23 protein-coding genes are annotated in these 25,589 nt (G+C 54.9%); all 23 read right to left on the bottom strand.

Annotation, left to right across the window (positions count from 1 at the left end; translation table 11 throughout):
- Positions 1-131: 131 nt before the first annotated feature.
- The 23 genes from AC0IW7_RS22135 to ihfB all read right to left on the bottom strand — a co-directional run bounded on the left by AC0IW7_RS22135 (position 132) and on the right by ihfB (position 25,456).
- Positions 132-467 carry a ComEA family DNA-binding protein gene (locus tag AC0IW7_RS22135; protein WP_471820869.1) on the bottom strand — a complete coding sequence of 112 codons (336 nt, stop codon included), beginning with the start codon at positions 465-467 and terminating at the stop codon, positions 132-134.
- A gap of 67 nt (positions 468-534) precedes the next feature.
- Positions 535-2,535: a polysaccharide biosynthesis protein gene (locus AC0IW7_RS22130; RefSeq protein WP_471820878.1), complete on the bottom strand. Its 2,001-nt coding sequence runs from the start codon at positions 2,533-2,535 to the stop codon at positions 535-537.
- A 72-nt stretch (positions 2,536-2,607) separates the two neighbouring features.
- On the bottom strand, positions 2,608-3,618 hold the full coding sequence (locus AC0IW7_RS22125; RefSeq protein WP_471820867.1) for an MraY family glycosyltransferase: 1,011 nt from the start codon (positions 3,616-3,618) through the stop codon (positions 2,608-2,610).
- Entirely contained in the window at positions 3,615-4,577 is a 963-nt protein-coding gene (locus AC0IW7_RS22120) for a UDP-glucose 4-epimerase family protein (RefSeq protein ID WP_471820866.1), read from the bottom strand. Before AC0IW7_RS22120 ends, AC0IW7_RS22125 begins: the two co-directional genes overlap by 4 nt.
- A gap of 8 nt (positions 4,578-4,585) precedes the next feature.
- A complete protein-coding gene (wecB, locus tag AC0IW7_RS22115) occupies positions 4,586-5,713 on the bottom strand; it encodes a non-hydrolyzing UDP-N-acetylglucosamine 2-epimerase (RefSeq protein ID WP_471820864.1) in 1,128 nt (375 codons plus the stop codon).
- Positions 5,706-6,716 (bottom strand): polysaccharide biosynthesis protein, encoded by a 1,011-nt coding sequence (locus AC0IW7_RS22110; protein WP_122497927.1) that lies wholly within the window; start codon positions 6,714-6,716, stop codon positions 5,706-5,708. The genes wecB and AC0IW7_RS22110 overlap by 8 nt, the downstream gene beginning before the upstream one ends.
- Positions 6,717-6,827: 111 nt before the next feature.
- Positions 6,828-7,688, bottom strand: coding sequence for a dTDP-4-dehydrorhamnose reductase family protein (locus AC0IW7_RS22105; protein WP_471820862.1), 861 nt, complete (start codon positions 7,686-7,688; stop codon positions 6,828-6,830).
- 21 nt (positions 7,689-7,709) lie between these two features.
- On the bottom strand, positions 7,710-9,113 hold the full coding sequence (locus AC0IW7_RS22100; RefSeq protein WP_471820860.1) for a hypothetical protein: 1,404 nt from the start codon (positions 9,111-9,113) through the stop codon (positions 7,710-7,712).
- Positions 9,114-9,195: 82 nt separating this feature from the next.
- Entirely contained in the window at positions 9,196-11,619 is a 2,424-nt protein-coding gene (locus tag AC0IW7_RS22095) for a hypothetical protein (protein ID WP_471820859.1), read from the bottom strand.
- Positions 11,620-11,664: 45 nt separating this feature from the next.
- Entirely contained in the window at positions 11,665-12,876 is a 1,212-nt protein-coding gene (locus AC0IW7_RS22090; protein ID WP_471820857.1) for a glycosyltransferase family 4 protein, read from the bottom strand.
- 7 nt (positions 12,877-12,883) lie between these two features.
- Positions 12,884-14,056 carry a glycosyltransferase gene (locus tag AC0IW7_RS22085; RefSeq protein ID WP_471820855.1) on the bottom strand — a complete coding sequence of 391 codons (1,173 nt, stop codon included), beginning with the start codon at positions 14,054-14,056 and terminating at the stop codon, positions 12,884-12,886.
- Positions 14,053-15,042: an NAD-dependent epimerase/dehydratase family protein gene (locus AC0IW7_RS22080; RefSeq protein ID WP_471820854.1), complete on the bottom strand. Its 990-nt coding sequence runs from the start codon at positions 15,040-15,042 to the stop codon at positions 14,053-14,055. The genes AC0IW7_RS22085 and AC0IW7_RS22080 overlap by 4 nt, the downstream gene beginning before the upstream one ends.
- The gene (locus AC0IW7_RS22075) at positions 15,035-15,955 is read right to left on the bottom strand and encodes a glycosyltransferase (RefSeq protein WP_471820853.1); all 921 of its coding nucleotides are present in this window, start codon (positions 15,953-15,955) and stop codon (positions 15,035-15,037) included. Before AC0IW7_RS22075 ends, AC0IW7_RS22080 begins: the two co-directional genes overlap by 8 nt.
- A gap of 11 nt (positions 15,956-15,966) precedes the next feature.
- Positions 15,967-17,064: a glycosyltransferase family 2 protein gene (locus AC0IW7_RS22070; RefSeq protein ID WP_471820851.1), complete on the bottom strand. Its 1,098-nt coding sequence runs from the start codon at positions 17,062-17,064 to the stop codon at positions 15,967-15,969.
- Complete coding sequence (locus AC0IW7_RS22065; protein WP_471820849.1) at positions 17,061-18,572, bottom strand: oligosaccharide flippase family protein; 1,512 nt, start codon at positions 18,570-18,572, stop codon at positions 17,061-17,063. The genes AC0IW7_RS22070 and AC0IW7_RS22065 overlap by 4 nt, the downstream gene beginning before the upstream one ends.
- Before the next feature lie 9 nt (positions 18,573-18,581).
- Entirely contained in the window at positions 18,582-19,394 is an 813-nt protein-coding gene (locus AC0IW7_RS22060) for a cephalosporin hydroxylase family protein (RefSeq protein WP_471820848.1), read from the bottom strand.
- Positions 19,391-20,134 (bottom strand): formyltransferase family protein, encoded by a 744-nt coding sequence (locus tag AC0IW7_RS22055; protein ID WP_471820846.1) that lies wholly within the window; start codon positions 20,132-20,134, stop codon positions 19,391-19,393. Before AC0IW7_RS22055 ends, AC0IW7_RS22060 begins: the two co-directional genes overlap by 4 nt.
- The gene (locus AC0IW7_RS22050) at positions 20,127-21,242 is read right to left on the bottom strand and encodes a DegT/DnrJ/EryC1/StrS family aminotransferase (protein WP_471820844.1); all 1,116 of its coding nucleotides are present in this window, start codon (positions 21,240-21,242) and stop codon (positions 20,127-20,129) included. The genes AC0IW7_RS22055 and AC0IW7_RS22050 overlap by 8 nt, the downstream gene beginning before the upstream one ends.
- Positions 21,239-22,462: a class I SAM-dependent methyltransferase gene (locus AC0IW7_RS22045; RefSeq protein WP_471820842.1), complete on the bottom strand. Its 1,224-nt coding sequence runs from the start codon at positions 22,460-22,462 to the stop codon at positions 21,239-21,241. Before AC0IW7_RS22045 ends, AC0IW7_RS22050 begins: the two co-directional genes overlap by 4 nt.
- On the bottom strand, positions 22,459-23,010 hold the full coding sequence (locus tag AC0IW7_RS22040; RefSeq protein WP_471820840.1) for a dTDP-4-dehydrorhamnose 3,5-epimerase family protein: 552 nt from the start codon (positions 23,008-23,010) through the stop codon (positions 22,459-22,461). Before AC0IW7_RS22040 ends, AC0IW7_RS22045 begins: the two co-directional genes overlap by 4 nt.
- Positions 23,007-24,086: a CDP-glucose 4,6-dehydratase gene (gene rfbG / locus AC0IW7_RS22035; RefSeq protein WP_471820839.1), complete on the bottom strand. Its 1,080-nt coding sequence runs from the start codon at positions 24,084-24,086 to the stop codon at positions 23,007-23,009. The genes AC0IW7_RS22040 and rfbG overlap by 4 nt, the downstream gene beginning before the upstream one ends.
- The gene (gene rfbF, locus AC0IW7_RS22030; protein ID WP_471820837.1) at positions 24,083-24,853 is read right to left on the bottom strand and encodes a glucose-1-phosphate cytidylyltransferase; all 771 of its coding nucleotides are present in this window, start codon (positions 24,851-24,853) and stop codon (positions 24,083-24,085) included. The genes rfbG and rfbF overlap by 4 nt, the downstream gene beginning before the upstream one ends.
- 318 nt (positions 24,854-25,171) lie before the next feature.
- Entirely contained in the window at positions 25,172-25,456 is a 285-nt protein-coding gene (gene ihfB, locus AC0IW7_RS22025) for an integration host factor subunit beta (RefSeq protein ID WP_108098123.1), read from the bottom strand.
- Between the last annotated feature and the right edge of the window lie 133 nt (positions 25,457-25,589).

Here is a 25,589-nt window from a genome sequence, read left to right as displayed (position 1 = left end):
AATACAAAACGCCCGATGCGGTGCATCGGGCGTTTTGAGATTGAAACAGGTGTAAACCTATTTCAGGACTAGACACCGAAAACAAAGAAGGCCGATCTGAGATCGGCCTTCTTTTATTTCCCGCTTAACGCTTAGTTGGCGACGCTCAACTTCGCGCGATTCTTCTCCAGGGTTGAGGCGCCAATTCCCTTCACTTCCAGCAGCTCGTCTACCGAGGTAAACGGGCCGTTGGCGTCGCGATAATCGATGATCGCTTTCGCCTTGACCTGACCAATACCGATGAGGTCCTGCTGCAACGTTTCCGCGTCGGCGGTGTTGAGGTTGACGGTGCCCGCCTCAGGCGCTTTGAGCGGCTGAGTAGCAACAGGTTGGGTGGGCTCGGTTTTGACTGGCTCAGCGGCAAAGGTGCCGGCAGCGAAAAACGTGAGGGTGGCGAACAACAGGGAAGAGACGTATCCGATACGCATAATGAAGCTCGTTAAGTGGGTAACGCAGGGCGCGATAGGCCCTGCGGTGGCCAACTTAGAGGCAGCCTCAGTGGAGTGTCAAATCACCTGGCGCGGGCGTTTCCAGGCGCTTTTTATGAATCAAATCAACGATTTCGCATTCTGGTAGGTAGCCGCTAACGTGCTCGCGGAGCAATTCTCGCACTCGCTCGTAATCGTCACGCCCGACCGCCAGAAAGATCGCATCCAACACGTCTTTGAAAACCACCCATGGCAGGTGTTCTTCGTTGGCTCGCATGATCATCGGGTGCTCGGTTGGGCTGACATTGTCGCCAATCAGCAGCTCTTCATAGAGCTTTTCACCCGAGCGCAGGCCCGTGAACTCAATCTCGATGTCGCCGTGGGGATTGCCCTCATTGCGCACCGTCAGCCCAGACAGATGCACCATCTTTTCCGCCAGTTCGGCGATCTTCACCGGCGAGCCCATATCCAGCACAAACACGTCACCGCCCTGCCCCATCGAGCCCGCCTGAATAACCAACTGCGCAGCTTCGGGGATGGTCATGAAATAGCGGGTGATGTTGGGGTGGGTCACCGTAATGGGCCCGCCGCGTTTTATCTGCTCGCGAAATAATGGAATCACTGAGCCCGACGAGCCCAGCACATTGCCGAAACGAACCATGGTGAAGCGCGTTCTGTTGGCTTGCGGGCTTTTCGAGCCCAGCAACACCGGCTGCTTTTCAGCACTGAGGGCCTGAAGTGTCATTTCCGCCAGGCGCTTGGTACTGCCCATCACATTGGTAGGACGCACCGCCTTGTCGGTGGAAATCAGCACAAAATGTTCAACGCCCGCCTGCATCGCCGCCTGGGCGGTTTGCAGCGTGCCGAACACATTGTTCAAAACGCCCTCGGCCACGTTGTGCTCAACGATCGGCACATGCTTGTACGCCGCCGCGTGGTAAACCGTGTTCACGCTCCAGGTACGCATCACGTCGAGCAAACGCTCCGGACTGCGCACAGAACCCAGAATCGGAATGAGCTTGACCCCCGATCCCTCATGACGAATACGCCCTTCAAGCTCGCTCTGAATGCTGTAAAGGTTGTACTCACTGTGTTCAAACAGCACCAATGCCTTGGGCGCAGACACGAGAATCTGACGGCACAACTCCGACCCGATCGAACCACCCGCTCCGGTGACCATGACCACCTGATTGCGGATGCAGCGTTCGAACAAATCCGCGCGCGGCGGCACTGGGTCGCGTCCCAGCAGGTCGGCGATATCCACCTCCTGCAAGTCACTGACATTCACGCGCCCGCTGGCCAAGTCCATAAAGCCCGGCACTGTGCGCACATGCACCGGGTAGGCTTCCAATGCCGCCAAAATCTCGCGGCGCCGCGAACGTGACGCCGACGGAATCGCCAGCAGCACCTCATGCGCGCCGGTTTCCTCGATCATCAATTGAATATTGCGCGAGGTGTAAACCTTGAGGCCGGCAACCACACGGTTGGCGATGCCCTCGTCGTCATCGATAAAAGCCACCGGACGCATGCCCTTGCCCATGCGCAACGCCGCAACGAGTTGATTACCCGCTGCGCCGCCGCCATACACGGCAACTTTCGAGAGGCCATCGTCCTGGCGCAAAAACGGCACGTGCTGCCCGGCCAACAGCCAGTCGCCAAGGAAATACTGGCGCATGAACAAACGCAGGCCGCCGATCATCAGCAGGCTGAGCCACCAATAGTTGAACACCAGCGAACGCGGAACCAGGACCTCGGCGCGGTACAGGTAGATGTACATGCCCAACACCAGCGCCGACAGCGACACCGCTTTGAAAATCGCGACGAGCGCTTCATTACCGAAATATCGCATCACCGCCCGGTACATGCCGAGCCGAATAAAAACGGGGATGGCAATGATCGGAGCGATCAAGAACAACCACGCATAGTCACCGAACGGGTCGATTGGGCGCTCGATGCCCAGGCGCACGACAAAGGCCAGCCACAGGGACGCCCATACCAGCACGATGTCGGCCGCTATTTGCAAAAGGCGCTTGTAGCGACGCCGCAGCCCTACGAGGCGATCACGCATCGGAATATGTTTTTTTACTTCGCGACTCACCACGTTACGTCCGTCCCTGATCACTTGCGTCCATAGTATTCATTACTCTTGCTTCCCGGCATGGTAGCGAATCGCCAGATAGATTAACGGTGCGCTCGCCAGCGCAAAGCCCAGCATGCCATCCAGCACTCCCTTGCCCACCAACACCGCCAATGGCAGCAACCAAGCCAGGTTAATCACCAGCACCGCCAGCGTGATGGGCAAGTGCCGACCATGAAGGCGCGCGGCGTATTGATACGCGTGACTGCGGTGCGCTTCGTACACTTTGTCGCCGCGAACCAGGCGGCGCAGCAGTGTCCAGGTGGCGTCGACAATGAATACCGCCATCAGAATCAGCCAACCCCAAAACAACTGCGGCGATACCCAGGCGGCCTGCAGCGACAAAACACCCAGCATCAACCCTAGAAAACCGCTACCGGCATCGCCCATGAAAATTTTGGCCGGCGGGAAATTCCAGTACAGGAAGCCCGCGCTGGCGATAGCCAGCAGCAGCGGAATCAGCGCTTGGTCGGAGCGCCCCAGCACTGCATACAACAATGCCCCCGAGGCGCAGGTGGTAACCGCTTCGACCCCGGCGATGCCGTCGATGCCATCCATGAAATTGAATAGATTGAGCAGCCACACCAAGTAGAAAACCGCCAGGCCATGCCCGATCCAGCCCAGGTCGAAGGTGGCGCCAAACACCGTAAAGGGCGCCGCGCCACCGAGCCAGGCCAGGGCCCATACGGCGCCACTGAAATGGGCGAGCAATCGCCAGCGCGCCGCGATGTGCCCGTGGTCGTCCAAAAAGCCAACCAGCGCGATCAAGCCGCCACCGCCGACCATGGCCCATACCAACGACCAATCGAGGCCACCTAGCCACGCCATCAGGGGCAACGCCACGAGGAAACTCAGGACTATCGCGACGCCGCCACCGCGCGGCGTGGGTCGGGTGTGGGAGCTTCGAGCGTTGGGAATATCCAATACGCTGGCGGCCAACGCGTAACGGCGAACCGCCCAGGTCAGTGACAACGAGGCGATAGCCACCACCGCCAATACAACAGAAATATTCATCGGCTTTGGCTATCCAAAAAGCGCGTGGCGGTCAGCGCCAGGGCCTGCTCCACCGTCAACGGTGGAGTCCAATTCAACAGCGTGCGGGTTTTTGCGATATCCACTTGCAGCGATCCGCACAGTCGGCGGCCGATATCGTCACGCCCAAGAACCCGAGCCGCCAGTTCAAGCCAAGCCTGAGGCACCGGCACGAGCCTGGCTGGACGTCGCAGCGCAACGCCCAACTGGCGCAGCAACTCAGACGTGGAAAGGTCGTCGCCATCACTGACCAGAAACCGTTGGCCAGCAGCAGCAGGATGATCCAGGCACACGCGCAGCAAGTCCGCCAAATTGCCCACAGCAACCAAACTGCGCTGATTTCGGATTGCACCGAACGGTAACGGCACGCCCTTTTTGAGCCAATTCATCATGCTCAGAAAATTCGCGCGCACATCCGGGCCGTAAACCAAGGGCGGTCGAACCACCACCACTTCCAACCCTGTGTCACGGGCGAGCGCGAACAGGCCCTCCTCGGCTTCCCATTTGGAAATGCCGTAAGGGTCGGTTGCGGTGGCAGGGTCATCGGCACGGAAAGGCTGGCCCGGCCGGGTCATCTCGCCGTTCACTTTGATGGAGCTGAGGTAGATAAAGCGCCGAACGCCCGCCTCTACCGCTTGGCGAGCCAGCTGCAAGGTGCCGGCCACGTTAACGCGGCGAAACGCTTGCAACGGATCGTCGTCCTGCTCGTTCATCACGTGCACGCGGGCCGCACAGTGAATGACCGCATCGATACCCGATAACGCCTCACGCCAGTCGCCTTGCGGACCGAGGTCAGGCGCATGGCACACCTGAAGCCGATCCGGAGTTGACGTAGGAAGTACGCGAAATGCCGCGCGAACCTGGTGAACGCCATCGGCCAACAAGCGCTCCTGCACCGCGCGTCCAACAAAGCCGCTTGCTCCGGTTAATAAGACATTCATAACCAGGCTTAGTCTTTGCGCCACACGGTGCGGTTGATGTAATCGGTGTAACTGAGCACCACGCGCACAACCTGCAGCGACACCGGGCCGCCTTCGTAATCGGCCACCACCGGAATCGCCCGACGCTCACGCGAATGCTGGCTGGTCACCACGCGCACGGCATCGAGCACCGAGTCGCGCTTGAGACCGCTCATGATCAGCGTGCCCTGGTCCATGCCCTCAGGACGCTCGTGGGCATTACGCAAGGTGACGGCCGGAAGATTCAGCAGCGAAGCTTCTTCAGTAATAGTGCCGCTGTCCGAGAGCACACAGAACGCGGATTGCTGAAGCTTGATGTAATCCAGCAAGCCGAACGGTTTCACAAAGCGAATCAACGGGTGATCCAGCGACTCACCCAGGGCTTCAAGGCGTTTGCGCGTGCGCGGGTGAGTCGACACGATCAATGGGAAGCCGTACTGATCAGCCAGGGCGCGCAAGCTGCCGAGCAGGTCCCGCAGGTTATCCGGCGTATCGACGTTTTCTTCACGATGGGCGCTGACGACAAAGAACTTGTCCTGTTCCAGACCGGTACGCGCCAGCACATCGGACTGGTCGATCTTGGGCTTGTAGTACTCCAGCACTTCCTGCATGTGCGAGCCGGTTTTGATGATGGTTTCCGGGCGAATGCCTTCGGCGATCAAATAGCGGCGCGCGTGCTCGGTGAGCACCATGTTGATGTCGCTGAGGTGATCCAGAACCTTACGGTTCAGCTCTTCCGGCACGCGCTGGTCGAAACAGCGATTGCCCGCTTCCATGTGGAACACCGGAATCTTGCGACGCTTGGCGGCAATCACCGCCAGGCAGGTATTGGTGTCGCCGTAGAGCAACAGTGCATCAGGTTTTTCCAGCTCGAAGATGGCGTCGGATTTAGCGATCACCTCGGCGATGGTTTGAGCCGCTGTTTCGCCTGCCGCACCTAGAAAGTGGTCCGGCTTGCGAATTTCCAGGTCATCGAAAAAGACCTGGTTGAGTTCGTAATCGTAATTCTGGCCGGAATGCACGAGCACATGCTGAACCTGCCGGTCCAACTCGGCGATTACGCGGCTCATTTTGATCAGCTCAGGGCGCGTGCCGACCAGGGTCATAACCTTAAGCATTGAGTTCGTCCTTGATGTAATCCAGTTTCAGCAGCAGCGTTTTGATGCCCGCCACATCCAGGCGCTCGGTGTTATGCGAGGTGTAATCGTCCAGCTCGGAGATTCGCTGCTCGCCTTCGACGAAATACTTTTTGTAGTTCAGGTCGCGGTTATCAGCCGGAATGCGGTAGTAGCGGCCCATGTCTTCGGCCTTGGCCATTTCTTCGCGCGAAACCAGCGACTCGTACAGTTTTTCGCCGTGACGGGTGCCGATGACTTTGACGGTATTGGTTTTGCCGAACAGCTCTTTCAGCGCCTGGGCCAAATCACCCACCGTGGACGCCGGCGCCTTCTGAATAAACAGATCGCCTTGCTGGCCGTGCTCGAAGGCGTGCAGCACCAGATCAACCGAGTCTTCGAGGGACATCAGGAATCGCGTCATGTCGGGGTCGGTAACGGTGAGCGGTTCGTCCGAACGCATCTGCTCCACAAACAGCGGGATAACCGAGCCGCGAGAGGCCATGACGTTGCCGTAACGCGTCGCGCAAATCACCGGGCCGTTTGCCGGGATCATGCGCGACTTGGCGACCATGAGCTTTTCCGCCATGGCCTTGGAAATACCCATGGCATTGATGGGGTAAACCGCTTTGTCGGTACTCAGCACCACAACCCGTTTCACGCCCGTGGCGATGGCCGCGTTCAGCACGTTCTCAGTGCCAAGGACGTTGGTGCGCACCGCTTCCATCGGGTAGAACTCGCACGAGGGCACTTGCTTCAGAGCGGCGGCGTGGAAGATGTAATCGACGCCGACCATGGCCTGGGCCAGGCTGTCGTAGTTGCGCACATCACCGATGTAGAACTTGACCTTGTCGTTGGCCAGGGCGATGCGCATGTCTTCCTGTTTTTTCTCGTCGCGGCTGAAAATCCGGATTTCGCGCACGTTGGTATTGAGAAACCGTTTGAGTACCGTGTGGCCGAAAGAACCCGTTCCCCCGGTAATCATCAACACCTTGTCGTCGAACATAAAACCTTCCAGAGCATGAGCGTGTCGCCAAACGAACACGCGAATAAACCATCAATACGGCCCGGCTCCCGACGCGTTAAATGCGGGGAGCGAGGCGCAACCTAAAGTGACTTAGCTGTCGGCGTGCATAACCCGAATAAGCTCGGGCCAAGCAGGAGCGACGTAGCCAGTGGCGGCGCTAAAGCGCGAACCATTTAGCGACCGGTCGATTACCAGCGAATCGTCGGCGCGTATTTCAATCTGCTTTTCATACTGAGCGGCCACCAAACGCAGCAAATCCAGCTTGGCGATCGGCGCAGCGGCGACATGATACAAGCCGCTGAGCTGAGTGTGCGGAATAACAAAGTCTTTCATCACGCGCGCCAACTCGACGGTAGGCAGGCCCGAGAAAATCGCCCGCGAAAAACCTTTTACGCTGCCTTCCTGAGACAGGAACCAATCGATCAGCGCGTAGTTCGAGTTCAGCTCATGACCAATGATCGACGTGCGCAAAGTGACTGCATGCGGCATATCGTTCAGTTCACCGATGTACTTGGATTTGCCGTAGAGGTCTTCGGCGTCCGAAACATCGCTTTCCAGATACCCGCCCTTGCTGCCCGAAAAAACGCAATCGGTGCTGACGTGGATAAGCCGCGCGCCGACCAATTGGCAGAGATTCGCCAGCCGGTGCGGAAGCATGGCGTTGATCGGCAGCGCGGTCAGCGGGTCTTTGGCATCGGCCAACTGTTTGATCAGGCCGACGCAGTTGATCACCACATCCGGCTTGATGGCAGCCAGCGCGGCGACGAGCGAGTCCTGGTCGAGCACGTCGACACCAGTGCGCAGTCGCGCATGGCTCGCCTCGGGAAAATGACTGCGGGCCGCCCCGCTTCGCAGCGTGCCCCACACCTCGAACCGGGCATCCGCGTTGAATACCCGGAACACTGCATTTCCGAGCATGCCGGTAACGCCCAAAACTAAAACTCGAGCCATGACTCACTACCTTTTAAAAATTCAAACTTTGTAGAAGGAACGCAAAACTCGATCCAAGCCAAAAAGAATTAATACATTCAATACAATCGAGCCAAACAGCATGTAACTCTGCATCGGAACATAACCAAAACTGGTGTAGCGAAATGCTATTACTTGCGCCATCAGCGCACAGAGAACCAAGTTTTTGCCGCCTAATTTATAGACGAGAAACTCGAAAATCGACGCCACCATGGAAAACGCAAAAACCGCGCATACCAGAAATAAAATCGACCCGGGATAGTAGAGGAAGGCGAGATAGCCCGGCAAGGAAACGAAGTGCAGCGCATCGCTACGGGAATTATCGTAGGGAGACGCTATGAATTTTTGGTCATAGAACGCGTTGGCGCCCTCATCGAAGCGCTCTTGCAACGCCTCACGAAAAACCGCCCAGCCTTTATCCGGTGCGCCTACGACCGACATCACTCCCTCAATACCCACCCAGCGATCCAGAAACAGCGCCGATGTCTGCTCCATAACAGCGTTCTTTCTCAGCTCCTCTGAGGCGCCCGCATAAAAGGCGTTCGCACGCAGATAGTTAACGGTGAGCACTGAAGCTGCAAAAAAGACTACAAACGCGATGCCTACAAACGTCGTCAATCCCAGGCGCAAGCGCGGTTCGCTTCGGCGGAACTGAGAGATCGCACCATAGAGCAGCGATGATCCATTCAGAATCATGCCTCGGCTCCACAACGATATGTTGGACAGCGCGGTTTCCAGCAAGGCAATGGTGACGGCAATCCAATAACGGTCTCTGTTCAGCTCAAACTCGAAGCGCAACAGCACCGCTGAAACCGATGCCATCCCGAACATCAGCAGCCAGGCATAAACGCCATTCAAGCCGAACGGCAGGTTAACTCTCGCGACCAGCCCCCGCTGATAGATACCGAACCAGGCATTCGAGACGCAAATGCCCAGCACTCCCAGCACAAAGGCCACCAACACGAGCACACGGTGGCGCCGGTAAAAGGCGTACAACCCTGTGTACGCGATATCTGGCAATGCATTTGGATAGCTGAAAAAAAGTTGACGGATAAATCGCGCAAGCAAAATCGCCGCGAGCGCAAAAGACACCGTTATCAGCGTCTGATCTAAAGCGGCCGGGGAGCCATCGAAGGCACCCACAGGAATGGCAAATTGCCCGTCAAAAAAAGCCGTCCGCACGCTGAACTTCAACCAGAAACCAATCCAGAGCAGTACACCGATGAAACCATCGAAGAAAATCGCTTTCGGACCAAAACCAAAAAACAAAACCATCGAGGAGAGGGCTGTAAAAAGAAGATAAATCCAGGCATTACCTTGATATTCGGCTGTCGCAACAGCACCGATTACAGAAATACCCAGTATCACGAGCAACCATATCGTTCTTACAACAACGTTCCAGTTCATATCTATCCACGGTTACATTTATTAATTAATAGTTATAATTTTGCCTAAACAAACAGCGATGCCGCCCAAGCACTTTCGGCATTCACTGATGCGGTAGCTCGCGCGCCTCCACCTTTTTATCTACCTTAGGCAATGAATTTAATGCTGTTAGTAAAACACCCCAAAAGAAGAACGTGACAATGCCCGGATAAGGCTGACGCATCCCGACCTTGAATACATTGTCAACCAGCACCAGGAACAGCACGACACCTGCCACGCTCAATACATAGGGGCGCTGCCATAACATTGCGAAGTTCCGCAATACGGAATAAACGGTAAAGCCGATAAGCGCCAGAAAAGGCAGCAAGGCGACAAAACCGAAGTTATAGACCAGGTCCAGATAATAGTTATGCGCGCTGGGGTACAACGTCCGATCAGGGGCTTGCATGTGTCCCAGCAAGAAGTTTTGCCCGTTTTCTACTACACCGCTTAAATAAAAGCGTAAGTACGAGAGCCGTTCTACAGCATTAGCCGGAGCGTGTTCCCATGCACCTGCGCTGGATACGCCCAGCTTGGATTGGACAAACTCGGCCTTGATAATAAACAAGAAGCTCGCAAATGCACTTCCCAACGAGAGAATCACGAGGAACAACGACGTTTTAATATGGCGCTTCAACAGTACGTTGCGCACGCAGAAGACCAAGAGCCCCGCGAACAGCAAGGCAGTGCCGAGCATTGAAGTTGACAACAGTGTATATATCGACATCGCCGCAGCGAGCAGCAGCAGCCAAGGCCGACGTTTATCGTTATCAAAAAGCGAAAACAGTGCGACCAGAAACAAGGCCGCAAACACAACGGACACATACTGGAGATGCTGATAGATCTTAAAAACAAACACTGAAGACGAAAGTGTAAAGGCACCGCTGAGATAAGTGGCTAGAAGCTGCAATGGAACGAAGACCATCAACGTCACTAAGATAACGTCAGGGACTGCCTTTGTAGCCCCCACTCGCGCACCATATTGCTGGCCTAACACCAATGCGAACATTGGCAACATGAATTGCACGAGCAAGATGAACTTCGCGCCCTGATAGCTGCCCTCACTCCCGACTAACAGCGCGGTCGTCAGCAACATGGAGATGAAAACGAAAAACAGGAAAGTGAGGGAAAGTCTGGCCTGGGAATATTTCCCTAGCAGTACGATGCCGCCGTAACAAGCAAAAACCGATATCGGGATAGGCAGGAGCGCCAAGCTGCCCCCGGAGCCGCCAAGCATGTCCGTCCTGTACAGCCCGGCGCTTAACTGAAAAAACACCGGAACAAACAGCAGCATCGCCAACACGATCAGCACGCGGTGCTCATGCGCCTTGAACATTTTTATCTTCCCTAATAATCCTTCCCGTTCGCTCATATAAAAGCCTAGGGAAAGTACAGCTCCAAATAGATACAGCGCCGCCAACGACGTTGGCCCGGCAATGTAATAGAAAAACGGAATGCTTGAAACCAGCAGTAAATTGGCAAGCATATCTGAACCGAAAACGTCGTCTCCCCCACTGCTCTGCAGGATCTCCAGGCGAATTCGCTGCGCCAGTACCATCACCAGCCCGCCCAAGAGCGAACAGCCTACCGCGAGCCAGAACAACGGGCTTTTATTCGTCCATTGCAGCGACGTGGGCGCAATGCTCACAGCAACGATCAGCACGAGTCCTAACAGCGCGGAGCCAATCATGATCTTGCCAAACACCCGGTTAAGACGCCCACCGCCCATATTGTTGGTGCGGCGAACCATCGTCGGTCCAAGTGCTTGAGAAAAAACGGCGCCTAAAATTCCGCCCATTGCGAAACTGGCGAACAAATCACCGGTTTCTTCTTTGCCGGCAATTAGCAGGATAAATAAGCGAAACACATACACCGATACGCCGATGATGGCCGTCGAGCCCACATGTGGCATCAACACTTTCACCGCGCCTACCAGACTTACCGTCCGAGCCAAGCAGCGTTTGGCCAATTGGGCATCAAAACTGCCGAATAGCGGCGAGATAGCCCAGATCAGCAGAACCGGAAACACCTCTAGCCCGCCGTGGACCAGGGCCAACAGCAGCAGTGCACTCAGCGCGCCTTGCACCAGCGCGAACAGCGCGGCTGCGCGCCGGTGGTGATGTAACTCTTGTTCGCCGAGAAAGATCTCAGCCACCCACTCGCACGCACGACGCAACACGAGGAGTAAAACAAACCCCCAACTCAAGGCGACAACGCCGATGCTTAATACAAAAGCCAACACCGCGAGGGGCACGAGCATGATCAAGCGCAGACGAAGAATCTGCGCCGAGGTTATCTTCCCCGACTCACCCAATATCAGGCTTCGTGCGTTGCCCGAAAACGCATAAAACATGGCCACGGTAGCGCCATGAATAAGACCAAAATCAGCAGCCAGCTCCGGCTTGCCAAACACACTCAAGCCAATCATCACCAACATCATGGCAAACGTATTGGCCATGAAGGCGAATGGAAACACGATCAGGCTCATACGCTCGCTGCTCGGCTTGACCCGAGAAAACGGCGGAGCGAGAACTTACGCCCCAAGGAGGTTAACCAAGCGGGACACCTGCATATCCATTTTGAAATTTGCTTCAAAATACTCTCTCCCTGATTGTCCCATCGCGTCTTGCTCGCCCTTCGTGAGCGCTTTCATTCGCCGAATATTGGCGACCAAAGGCAATACCTGTTCCGCTGCCGAGGTGAATCCGGCGCTCGCTTCTTCCACCACCTGGGCGCCTTCGCCATTAAGCGACGCAATAATCGGCCGCCCCGAGGCCAGATAGGACTGAACTTTACTGGGAATAGTCTTGGAAAAAATTTCTTCGTTGGTGAGCGAGACCAATAACGCTGACGACCGCGCGAATATCGCCGGCATAGCCTCCATCGGAAAACGTCCCGGCAGTGCCAAGTTATCGAGATTGAGCAGCTGCTTTTGCGCCTGTAACCAACCCAAGCGACTGCCACTGCCAACCAGAACCAAGCGAATTTGCGGATCGTCCTGCAACTGCACGGCGGCCTGCACTAAGGTATCCAGCGCCTGCGCAGTACCGAGATTGCCGGCGAAGACGACGCAAAAATGCGAATCGAGCAGTTCCGTCAGCTCAGGAGCCAGCGCGATCTCGGCCGTCGACGACTGGCCATCGATAGAATTGGGGTAGTAGTGAATTTTTTCCCGAGCGGCGTAGTGGGCAACCGAGTCGATAAACGACCGGGATTGCACGAGCAGCAAGTCGCAATGGTGATAAATACGCTTCACCACCCAACCAACGGCCTTGAGTGCGTGCGGGTTTTTAACGAAGCCAGTCGCCGCGAGACTTTCCGGCCAAAGGTCTTGCACCCATAACGCCAGCTTGGCTTTTTTAATCCACTTCAATGCAATAGCCGGAATCGTTTGGGTGACCGGAGACGGAGCGAACACCACGATGGCGTCAAACTCGAGCTTGCGCAGCATCCACGGCAGGCAAAATAAGCCGGTGACGACAAAAGACAGGTAGTTAAGAATCAGATTCTTCGCCCCGCCCTGCCCGCGCGGCCAGAGAGGCACACGCACTACATCGACTCGGTCGAGGTAGCGTTCGCGTTGCAGTCCCCACGCCCGGTAGCCCTCGAACACATTTCCGTCCGGGTAGTTTGGCTTGCCCGTGGCCACGGTCACTTGGTGCCCCTGCTCGTCGAGCGTGCGCACGATATCGTTGATGATGAAACTTTCCGGCCAGAAGTACTGGCTCAAAATAAGTATTTTCAAGCCAGGCTCACTTTTGCTTATTCACTGGAGCCGAAGCCGGCTGAAACGGTACGCCCGAGAGTTGTTCGTAAACCTGGCCGGCCCGGCCGAGCAGCACATCCCAGGTGTACTGAGCCAACACCAGCTGTCGCAATTTCTCGCCGTAAACGGGCAATGCTTGTGGCTCGCCAAGCAGCTGATCGAGCCCCGCTGCTAACGCATCGACCTGGGCAGCCACTACCAAACCGCCGCCAGCGCCTTGCACCTCGTCAAAACCACATTGGTCGGTAAGCATGACCGGCGTGCCTTGCAGGCCCGCTTCCAACGCCACCAACGACATGGCTTCACGGCGCGAGGGCACGGCCAACAAGTCGGCTGCAGCCAGGGCATCCTGCTTCGCCTGTCCGGCTAGAAACCCGACAAAGCGCACCCGTTCGGACAGCCCGACGTCACGCGCCTGCGCCCTGAGTTGCAGACCCAGCGAATCGTCCGGCCCGGCAAAAACCAACACCGCATCAGCATGACGTTCGGCAATCGCCGCGAACGCGTCAAGCAACAGATCAGGCCCTTTTATGGGACTCAGCCGTCCTAAAAACAGCACGACCTGCTTACCATCCAATTCATATCGCGCCCTGAAAGAAACGACATCCGGCACCGCGGTGCTGTCAGGATCGACGCCATTGGGCAGAACCACGATGCGCTCGTCAGACACCCCGTATTCGTGAAACTGCTCGCGCTCCAACTCCGTAACGGCAAAACACCGCGACGCCCCTTTCACGATGCGGCGGCCCACGACCCGGTTATAAATCCGCTTGATCCAAACCGACCGGCCAAAGATGCGTAAAGCGCCTGCCGGGCAATACACATAGGGCTTATTCAACCGCAACGCCGCCAGACAAACCCGAGCGCCAAGCACGCTCCAATGACCAGTGAAATGAATGACATCAGCCTCCGCCACTAGCGCGGCGATGCGTCTGCCGGAGATAGCGGGCAATAAAAAGCGACGCAGGAGTGAGCGTACGGCCACCAAGCGAATGCCCTCAAGCTCGGCATGGCGTTTAGCGCCCAATCCTTCGGAAGTGCAAAGTACCGTGCAGCTGACACCTGCTCGTTGAAGCGCCTTGGCGAGCTGAAAGGTTCGCTCGGCAGTGCCACCTCCCGAAGAAGGATCAATGCCATCAGCCACGTGCAACACCTTCATCGGGCGCGGTTCTTCATATAAGCCTCAGCAAACTCCCGGAGCGCAGACGTAAATTCAACCGGCGGCTCGAACCCCCAGCTGCGTAACTTTGCACCGTCGTAAATCAAATTAGGATCAGCCTGCGAACGGCCCACAAGGCGGAGTAAAAACTTCAGCAGCGCACCGGGCAGCCTGACCGATGAGCCGAGTACAGGCTTACCCATCGCCGCCGCGAGCAGCCCATCCACGGCCTGATAGTTGTTGGCGGGTTGGTCGTCGGCAGCGACCAGAAACACCTGCCCGGCCAGAGGGCGGTCGAGGGAGGCGAGAAACATGATCGCCGCCACCACCTCATGCACGCTGACCAAATGCAAGGCGCGTCGGCCATGCAGAAACCGCAACACGTGGCGCTTGAGTACCGAACCGGTAGCGATGCCTTCGGCCAGCTTGAGTAGGTTTTGCCCGCCCGCGCCAAACACTGCCGTCGGACGCAAAATGCCGAGATCAACCTGCGCGCCCAGCTCCGCGCGAAGGGTTATCTCTGCCGACAGCTTTTGCCGCTCGTACACCGTTTTCGCCTCGCCGGGCGTGTCCTCATTTACACGCCGAGCCGCCGGCACACCAATCACCATCGCCGTGCTGATATGCAGCACCCGGCGAACCCGAGCTTCGCGCGCGGCATGGGCAAGGTGCCTGATAGCACTGGAAAACTGTTCGTCGGACACAGCATCGGCGGGCTGAGCCAAATTGATCAGCACATCTGCTTCCCGGAGAAAGGCTACAAGGCTGGATTGATCAAACAGGTCGCCGACGACGGATTCAACGCCCGCAATCGAGGTTTGCGCCGAGCGGGTCAAAACCTTCACCCGCGCCCCTGCACCGAGCAGCAACGGCACAAGGTGAGAGCCGATGAAGCCGGTCGCCCCGGTGAGACAAACGGTTTGCCCCGCCAACGTTTGTGCGCGTTCGGAATGAACCGATGCCTGAACCATTTCGACCTCAGCCACGGATGCGATTCACGAGCCGCACAATGCGGTGCAACGTGCGATTGAAAAAGCTGTGAAACAGCACCTTCAACGTGCGTGGCGCGACGAAATTACGCGGATTCAACCGAAACGCGTTGCGAAGAGCCGAGTAGCCCAAGCCAAAGCGACCCGCGCGAATATGCAACTGCGCTGAAGCAATCCAGGCACTGCTTAGCGCCTCGCCTTCCAGCCCCTGAAGCGCTGCGGGCAACGGCTGTGCCTCGATGAAACCCGTGATGATGCGCACCGGCTCAGACGCTTTGACCTCATCCGCCACCGCAAAGGTTTGCGACGCCTCGTGCACCCGAAACGACGCCAACAGCTCCGGCACCCGAACAAACCGGCCATGACGCCCGAGGCGCAGCCAATAGTCATAATCCGGCATCTGACGAAAGCTGCTGTTCCAGCCTCCCGCAGCCAGAAATGCCGCTTTGGTAAAAAACACACCGGGCCCTGGATGGCACACCAACTGGCCGAACATTTCGGCGTAATTGAAATCGGGCGCCGACACCTTGCGAATGACCTTCGAGGCTGGGTCGAACAAATTGAAATCGCAATACGTCAGCACGACGTCGTCCTGCAAAAACGCCAGCGACCGGCTCACCGCATCAGGAAACAGCGCGTCATCAGCGCTCAAATACGACAGCACCTCTCCCCGCGCCATGTTCCACCCCTTATTCAGGGTATTGGCCTGCCCCATGTTGGTATGGGTTTCCCACCGAAACGCATCGCCATACCGCTTGAGCACGTCAGCCGTTTCGTCGGTCGAGCCATCGTCCAGCACGATCAGCTCGATGTTCGGGTAATCCTGGGCCAAGACGCTGTCAATGGCCTCGGCAAGGTAACCGGCGTGGTTGTAGGCAGGGATGACGATGGAGACGACTTTATCGGTCATATTGTTTATCACTAGAGACTTTTGACAGGCTTGGAAACAGGCTCAACAAAATTTAAGCGCTTAACATCGGGCTCATAACGCGAAAGCATTTCCATAGTCTCAGGACCAATCGGCGTCCAACCTTCTGCCATCTTGGAGGCGGCCTTAGTCCTGTTTAGCTTATTTAAAATCTGATATAGAAATTTCACCAAAGGCTTTATCACCGAAGGCGAAGCATTAAATAACTTAACCACCATCCCTCTGTTATTAATAAACGATGGCAGCATGAACAATTCCGCCTGATGTGGCTCGTCCAGCCCGTAAAGAGCGCCTTTTAATCTCTTGGTATCGAACATCTGGTGATAAGCGTGCATAACTTGCATAAAAAGTAACGCTTTTGTTTTTTCAGGCAACTCGGCAGCCGTAACCGTGCTAATGGTCTTCACCAAATGGGCGTACAGCGTGGGAATCTTTTCCTGCGAGATACCTTCACCCATAATCGAGTAAGCGCTCTCATGAAGTAATACCGCCGCGCCATAAGAGTTCACGACAACGAAAGGGAACACCAGCGCCGCCATAGTCATATATAGGGAATCACTTCCCGACGGGTCAAATGGCCCAAGCTGCATCCTAACGCGCGAACTAAAAACGACAGAGGTCGTGACGAAATGAGACACGGCCATTTTGCGGCTGATCTCAGGCCCCGGTTGGTAGACACCGGCCTGCCAATCTCGATTTCTAAATTCCACTCGCTCGTGAATAGTGTCGACCGTTAGAGTCTTTGTGCACACAAAACCGGCATCAGGATTTTCTGCAAAAGATTGAAGAGCTTGGGCATAAAAATTAGGAAGAAGAAAATCATCGTCGCTTAACAGAGAGTAATATTGGGTGTTAACTCGCGCCAGCGCACTCATAATATTTCTGGCACCACCGATATTCTCGGAATTAACAAAATATTTTACCCGGGGATCGCGGGCGACATACTCTGCGACGACTGCCGCCGTATCATCAGTCGATGCGTTATCACAGACATGCACCTCGTGCCCGTCTACATCCTGAGCCAAAGCACTTTCGATCGCCCTTCGCAGCATCGCAGAGCGTTCAAATGTCGGAATAACCGTTGTAATCATCTACCGAACCTCAAAATTCTTTGGAACATCAACGCGCGACTTACGGGCAAGACCAAAGCGACGCAAAAAATACAGCTTAATCCTGCAACAGCCAACACAAAGAACTCAATTACGCGCGAACCTGAACTCGGCGCCAATGCGCGAAATAAAATAACCACGAAGACGGCAGCGATTGAAGGCGCTATTAAAGATTCCAAATACCAACGCCACTTCTCTTCCGACAACAACCTAACGTGCATTATTTGCACGGAAACCAAAACATAAATCAGATTTAAACCGACCCATACTGCTGCGGCGCCAACAGCGCCCCACTTAGCGACGCAAATGTAAATAGCAGGCCCCAGAAACACCACCGCCACAATATTCTGCACCAAGGCTAGACTGGTCCAACCATTAGCCAACTGCAGCGCATATGGAATATTCACCATCCCATTTAGAAAATTCCCCACCACCAGTAGCGTAATAAGAGTACCTGTGCCGCTTGCGAGCGAACTATTGCCCGACCACAACAGGACGACCTCCGACGAATACGCTGCCAATATGGCGGCTATCGGAATCACCGTTAACGCCATAATCTGACTCGCCTGATGATAAGTAGCACCTAGACGAGCTTGGTCGCCCGAAGCCACAAGCTGGGTAATCCGAGGCAGATATGTAGAGAAGATAGGCCCAATAAGTCGAAATAGGACGGCAGCCACGGTAGACGCAAATACGTAATAGCCAAAGTCTTCAAGCGTAAGAATCCGGCTGAGAAGGATTTTGTCCATTTGACTTAACAACGTACCTAACAGCGCAACGCCCGTCATTCCTGCAGCAAACCTCCAGACATCTTTGAGTATCGTTGGAGAAAAGGTTGCCGTGACATCGGGCAATAGTTTCCAAAACACATGCCGCATCACCAGTAACTGCAAGAAAGCGGCCAATGCCTGCCAAGCCAGAAAGGCGCTAATGGTCGGACTCAGGAAACACAAGACAACCAAGACACCGAGCGACTGCACGGTCGCAAAAAACGCAACGATCAGGTTTAGGTGCACGTGTTTCTGAAGACCACCGAACCCACCCATGTACAACGATATGGGCCATCGAGCCGCGATAGCAAAAGCCATGACCGACAGCGCAAATTCAACTTCTTGGGGGCTGATACTTTTAGGCTTCAACCAATCGCTTGCTATGTACCCCGAAAGCATATGGATACAGAGGAAAACGACAACAGCAAGACACAGGTATATAACTTCAAAAGTCTTTACAGTATCAACTGCTCGCTTTCCATCGCCAACTTCACCGGAGAGTCGAGCCAACTCCCTTGCAAGCACCTGAGAAAGACCCAGGTCTAAAATTGCAAACATTGCCTGCAGAGAAAGATAAACCCCAACTATTCCGTAGGCCTCAACACCCATTAATTTTATGTAAACAGGAACAAATGCAAGCCCCATAACAGCAGACCAGCCACTACCTAAAAGGTTAGCAGCCATATTTGATCTGATGTTTGGAGCTGCGCTCTGCTTCACGTTATCGCCTTAGACACGCAACAAGAAACCGTCTGGAGCAACGGTAATAAGCAGCTTATTCTCGACCGATTTATCAATCGCCAAACCAAAGTCATTACCGTCGGCACCCTTTATTGGGGATTTCGAAAGATTGTCGAGATAAGCCCATACAGCAGTCTTCGCATTATCGCCTTTACCCCAAGGGCGATCGGGGAACGCGTCTTCCGGCAAGTCTTCGATTACCGTGTCAAATACGACACAGTAACTGCCCTTGCTGGTCAACGGCGCGTATGCCTCAAGCTCGGCGAGCACGTGTTCGTGGGTATGATTGGAATCCAAGACGACCATGACACGCTTGAAATCTTTAGCGAAGTCTTTAACTTGCGAAATAATTTCTGGCGCAATGGACGAGCCTTGGATCATAGAGATTCGGCCAGCCATTGGGTGATCCAGTACCGCTTGCTTATTGTGCTCACGAATATCGATATCGATACCCAGTACTTTGCGAGCGGGCTTTTTAGGGTCCAGCAAGGTTCCGTTCGTAACAGCATCGCTATAATCGAGCAGCGCTAATACAGAGGCACTCATAATCAACGAGCCGCCATGCGCAATGCCCGTTTCGATAATGAGGTCTGGCTTTATTTGCCAGATCAGTTCCTGCATGGCCACCATATCTTGAGGGTATTGGATGATGGGCCGGCCGAGCGCTTCGAAGTGGTAGGAATACTTATGGGCGTTTGCCAGATTGAACCACTCCCGAGTCTTTGCACGTAATTCGGGGTCCGCACCCTGAGCGGCGACCTCAGCGTTGCATTCAGCTTTAAATTTCTCGTAATGATTCACTTGATTCTCCTAGAAATTGAAACTCTAATCTCGTACTGCTCGCCATGCTCTTCAAAATAACAAGCTGGAAAGCCTTCAAATGTTCTTGCCCGGAGCAAATTAATAAGATCTTTCGCCGTATAGGTTTTATCTAATTCCACTTCACTTGCTGGCTCGAGCTCAGACGCTTTATGGAAGCTGCCTTTGCTCAGGTCCTGCTTTATCCGTTTAAACGTGCCGCTGCGTAATGCCGGGTAGGCGACTTGAAATAGCACAACCATTTCGGACTGAGCACGATGGTAAAGCGTGGCGCCGGTGTCTTCCCATGTGTAAGGAATAGGTCGCTGAGCCACTATGTCTCCGCTATCTACCCCAGAGTCAACGAAATGCAGTGTCACGCCGAAGGGCGCGCCCTCTACAAGCGCCCAAAAATTGTAATTTTTGCCTCTGTTGTAAGGAAGCAAACTGGGGTGGGTATTGATAAAACCACTAGCTGCGGTGGAGATAATTTCTTCACGAATAATTTTCGGCCACCAAATCAGGAAGCCGAAGTCGATTTTTTTCTGAGTGGCGGCTATATCCAGAACCAACTGTGCATCCGTGGAATAACAAACACAGGTAACTCCGCTCGCCAGTGCACAGGCATAAATATCGTTTTCTGAAACCGTCACCACTAATGCAATATCGTCTTTATAGTTAGCGAGAAGCCACTGCACCAGTCGAAGGCCAACTGCACCGTCAGCGAAGACGATGTTATTCATTAACCACCACGCATTTCTTGACAACCGCAACCACTCGCTGCATTTCAGCCACGGTAATATCGTGGAAGCTAGGCAGATTTATGGCGCGCTCCGGTATGCTCTTGGCGATAGGATTATTACCGTTCGAATCAATGATGCCCATCTGCGATAGCGGATAAAAAAATACGCGGGCGTCAATGTTTTCGAGAGCGAAAGCATTCTGCAATGCCTCTCTTTTCACGCCGCTTTCTTTAGTGAAAACCACCGTTGGCATCCAGGCTCCGTTAATACAACCTGCCGGCTCAGGATTTAGCTGAGCGCTTGTAATATCAGCGAGTGAATCTCGATAGAAAGAGAGTATCTGACGCTTTCTATCAACAAGCTCTTCAATACGCTCAATTTGAGCGCATCCAATGGCAGCTTGAATGTTGGACATTTTGTATTTGAAACCTACAACATCCGGCCAAAACTGCTTTTTCTGGCTTCTCGCTCGACCATGGTTCGATAGAGTCAACACCGCCTCGTAGAGTGCAGGATCGTTGGTTACAAAGATGCCGCCTTCCCCGGTGGTCATTGTCTTGGTGCCGTGAAAAGAGAACGCGCCAAACGCGCCCATACTTCCGGCTTTATTTCCGTTGTATTGCGAACCAAGGGCCTCTGCAGCATCCTCAATAACCGGAAGGTTATGCTTACGCCCGATACTAAGCAGCGCATCCATATCGCAAAGATTGCCATAAAGATGTACCGCGACGATCGCTTTGGTACGAGGCGTAATGGCCGCTTCCACTTGGGCCGGGTCCAGGCACCAGGAGTCGGGCAATATGTCGACGAAAACTGGGGTCGCTCCAAGCTGCACAATCGGCGATGCAGTGGCGATCCAGTTGGTGTCCGCCATAATCACTTCGTCGCCAGGGCCAATACCGAGCGCGGCCATGCCCATGTGCAACGCTCCAGTGCAACTGGAGGTAGCGATCGCGTATTTAACGCCGAGATGAGCTTTAAAGGCTTCTTCGAACCGTGAGATGTATTCGTAGCAACGATCACCCCAACCATTCCTGGCTGCGTCGGTTGCGTATTCAACCTCGAGTTCGGTAATTGAGGGTTTGGTGTAATAGATGCGTTCGCTCATTTTAACTCCAGCATCGGAACTGCAGTGACGTACTGACCGCCCCACTCACGGATATAGCCAGTCTGCTGCATAACTTCGGTTGCAATATTCCACGGCAGAATCACGACGATATCCGGGCGCTCCGTAATCATTCTTTCCGGTGCAAATACGGGAATATGACTGCCAGGCAAATATTTCCCCTGCTTCGAGGGCGCTGCATCACACACGAAGGACAGTAGGTCAGGTTTAACCCCGGCGTAGTTCAACAACGTATTTCCTTTGGCAGCGGCCCCATAGGCGGCCACTTTTTTCCCTGCTCGCTTTTGTTCGATAAGGAAATTCAGCAGGTTATTTTTCAATTCATCCGCGCGTTGTTGGAAGCTTTCGTACACGGCCAGATTTTGCAGGCCGGCACTTGCTTCGGCTTCCAGTACCGCAGCGACGGCGGCGCTGGTAGCGGGCGCCTGTTCTATGTGGGCGCCGAATATGCGCAAGCTTCCGCCGTGGGTTGGAAGTTCTTGCACGTCGTAGATGCACAAGCCCGCCGCGGCGAAGATTTGCGAGACGGTGTACAGCGACAGGTAGGAAAAGTGCTCGTGGTAGACGGTGTCGAACTGGGTGTGTTCGATCAGGCGCATCAGGTGTGGAAACTCCAGCGTGATCGTACCGCCAGGTTTCAAGGCGGCTTTTAAACCACGAGTGAAGTCGTTGATGTCGGGGACGTGCGCATAAACGTTGTTGCCGGCGATCAAGTCGGCTTGGCGCCCATCGTTTGCCAGACGCTTGCCCAGCGCTTCGCCGAAAAACTCGCGCAATACGGGAATCCCGAGACTTTCCGCAGCGGCTGCGGTGCTGGCGGTCGGCTCGATTCCCAGGCATGGAATATCGCTGGCCACGAAGTTTTTCAGCAGGTATCCATCGTTGGATGCGACTTCGATCACGAAGCTTTCATTACCGAGTGCGAGACGCTCGGTCGTAGCCTTGGCGTAAGCCGCTGCGTGTTCCAGCCAACTGCTGGAGGTCGAAGAAAAGTAGGCGTAGTCCTTGGAAAAAAACAGATCGGCCTGGGCGTAGTCTTCCGTCTGCACCAGCCAGCAGTGGCTGCACACTTTCAGTTTGAGCGGGAAGTAAGTTTCCGGCGCGCTGAGTTCTGCCTCACTAAGGTAGGCGTTCGAAGGCGGCGCGAACCCGAGGTCAACGAAGGTGTGTTGGAGCGGCTCGGCACAGTGACGACAGTTCATAGATACAGTCCGGCAAAATCGGGAGTTAGCAGCGGATGATTCGTATCGCGCTGTGATAAATCGGTGACCGGCAACGGCCACGTGATGTTGACAAGAGGATCGTCAAAACGAACGGAGCCTTCGGACGCGGGCTCGTAGAAAGCGGTGTGCAGGTAAAGCAGCTCGCTCTCGGCTTCCAATACTTGAAACCCGTGCGCGCAGCCTTTGGGAATCACCAACATATTCGCAGATTCCGGGGTCAGCATTTCGGCGTGCCATTGCAGGAACGTCGGCGAGTTCGCGCGCAAATCCAAGACCACGTCCCAAACCCGCCCTTTCAGGCAGCGGACCATTTTTATTTCAGCGTGGGGCGGATGCTGGAAGTGCATACCTCTTACCGCCCCGACTGTACGGGTACGGGAATGGTTGATCTGCACGATGTGCTCAGAACCCAACTGCTCTGCGAGGCTCCGTTCGCAGAAAAGCCGGCCGAAAGCGCCACGGTTATCCTCGAATGGAAGTTGTTGGGCGACCACAAGACCGTCGATTTTGGTGTGAGTGACAATCATGCTTCGACCCACACGCTACCGGCTTCGCGCGCCGCTTCAACGTAACGTTTGAGTTGCTCGCCCGTTAGCGCCACGCCGGTGGTGTGGTGATGTTTGTACCATTGAGCTGTCATTGCCAGGCTTTCGCTGATAGTCCATACCGGCCGCCAAGAGAGATGGGCATGAGCCTTTGCGCAGTCCAGATAAAGCAGATTGGCTTCGTGCGGTTGCGTGGCTTGCGAGGTATGCCAGACCATCTGTGACCAATGTATCTGGAGGCTTTTCAACACATCGGCAACGGTTCGATTGTCTTCGGGTGCTGGGCCGAAATTCCAGGCATCGGCGGCGGTTTTATCCCCGAGTAACAAACGCTGACCGAGGAGCAGGTAGCCGGAAAGGCAGTCTAAAACGTGCTGCCAAGGGCGCGTCGACTGCGGCGAGCGTATTTCCAGCGACGCATTGGCCGCGACGGCGCGAACCAGGTCGGGGATGAGCCGATCTTCAGACCAATCGCCGCCGCCGATCACGTTGCCGGCTCGCGCGGACGCCATCAACGGCGCGCCTTCGCTGGACCAGAACGACTTGCGATAACTTTCGACGACGAGCTCACTGGCGGCTTTGGACGCGCTATAGGGGTCGTGGCCGCCGAGACGATCGACTTCCCGATAGCCCCACGGCCATTCGTTATTGGCGTAGACCTTGTCGGTGGTGATGACGACCACGGCGGTGACGCTTGCGGTCGTGCGGCAGGCTTCGAGGACATTGGCCGTGCCCATTACGTTTGTGGACCAGCTTTCCAGCGGGTCTCGATACGAGCGGCGGACCAACGCTTGCGCCGCAAGGTGAAAAACGATGTCTGGCTGGACTTGGTGAAATACGTCTTGCACCGCCTTGGCATCGCGAATGTCGCCGGTAATGTCTCGAGCACAACTGTTCAGCAGCGACCAGTGACTAGGATGGGTGCCCGCCTCCAGAGCGAACCCGGTGACCTCAGCGCCCAGCTCCGTGAGCCAGGCAGCAAGCCAACTGCCCTTGAAACCGGTGTGCCCGGTTAACAGCACTTTGCGGCCGCGGTAGATATCACCGAAAAGTTTCATGCCCACACTTTCCAGGGGGGAGTGCCGTTGCTCCAAAGATCTTCCAAGTGGTTCTTGTCACGTAGCGTGTCCATCGCCTGCCAGAAGCCACTGTGCTCGTAGGCCATCAAATTACCTTCGGTGGCCAAACGCATTAACGGTTCAGCTTCCCAGCTACTTTGGTCGTTGGCGATGTAATCGATGACAGAGGGATTCAAGACGAAATAGCCACCGTTGATCCAGGCACCATCGCCGGCCGGCTTCTCTTGAAAGCTTTGCACCGAGCCGCCCTGCAAGTTAAGCGCGCCATATCTACCTGGCGGCTGAATGGCAGTTACGGTGGCAGGTTTGCCGTGGGCAAGATGGAAATCGACGAGGTCGCGAATGTTGACGTCCGCTACGCCATCACCATAGGTAAAGCAGAAAGGCTCATCGCCCAGGTGTTCGCGAACGCGCTTAAGTCGCCCGCCGGTCAGCGTTTCTTCACCGGTATTCACCAACGTAACTCGCCATGGTTCTACATAGCGCTGGTGAACTTCCATGGTGTTGTTAGACATATCAAACGTTACGTCTGACATATGGAGAAAGTAGTTGGCGAAGTATTCTTTTATTACATAGCCTTTGTAACCACAGCAGATCACGAAGTCATTTATTCCGTAGTAGGAGTAAATTTTCATAATGTGCCACAAGATAGGTTTTCCACCGATCTCGATCATTGGCTTAGGTTTGAGATGGGACTCTTCAGAGATGCGCGTGCCGAGGCCGCCTGCAAGAATTACCGCTTTCATGAAAACCTTACCTGCCAATGCTTATGAACGCTCGCGACGAAGCCAGTTGGTCACGGCGACGAAATAATTAAGCAGGAGAGAAAGGCAGGCCACAAGCCTGTGAAATTCGTCGATTTTTCAACGTGTTAACTGAAAAATCCATTTCATACAAGCCTGAAAAATGTAGGGCTTGGACCATCCTGCGAAGGCCGAATTCTACCTCAAACGGTAAATAACTCGCGAGCCTTACAGGGCAATCAATTTTGCAGAAACCAGTTCAAGCGGTTCAGCGTAGTGTGCATGGGGAAAGGTGGGTGAACGCTGAAGTGTTAAGCCGGCCTACTCGTCTTCGTTGACTCTATCGCGCAACTCTTTCCCCGGCTTGAAATGCGGGACAAACTTTCCGTCCAACCGAACCGACTGCCCGGTCTTGGGATTGCGCCCGACTCTCGGTGCACGGAAGTGAAGTGAAAAACTGCCAAATCCCCGAATCTCGATACGATCTCCCGTCGCCAGCGCTTGGGACATCTGTTCCAGCATGGTCTTGATAGCCAACTCAACGTCTTTTGGAGACAAGAGGCCTTGATGGGTGACTATGCGTTCGATCAGTTCGGACTTGGTCATGATTTTCCCTTCGTTTTCAAGCGACTAGATCAGCTTGCAAAGGTTTTAGCATGACCGCAGCGCTTTGAACAGCCCCCTGAACGCTGCAGCTTGTTGAATTCAAAAACAAAAAAAGGCGACCGAAGTCGCCTTT

Source organism: Pseudomonas sp. AC229, assembly GCF_979254655.1.
Note: the sequence above shows the minus strand (reverse complement) of the source record. Positions and strands in the feature narration are given on the sequence as shown.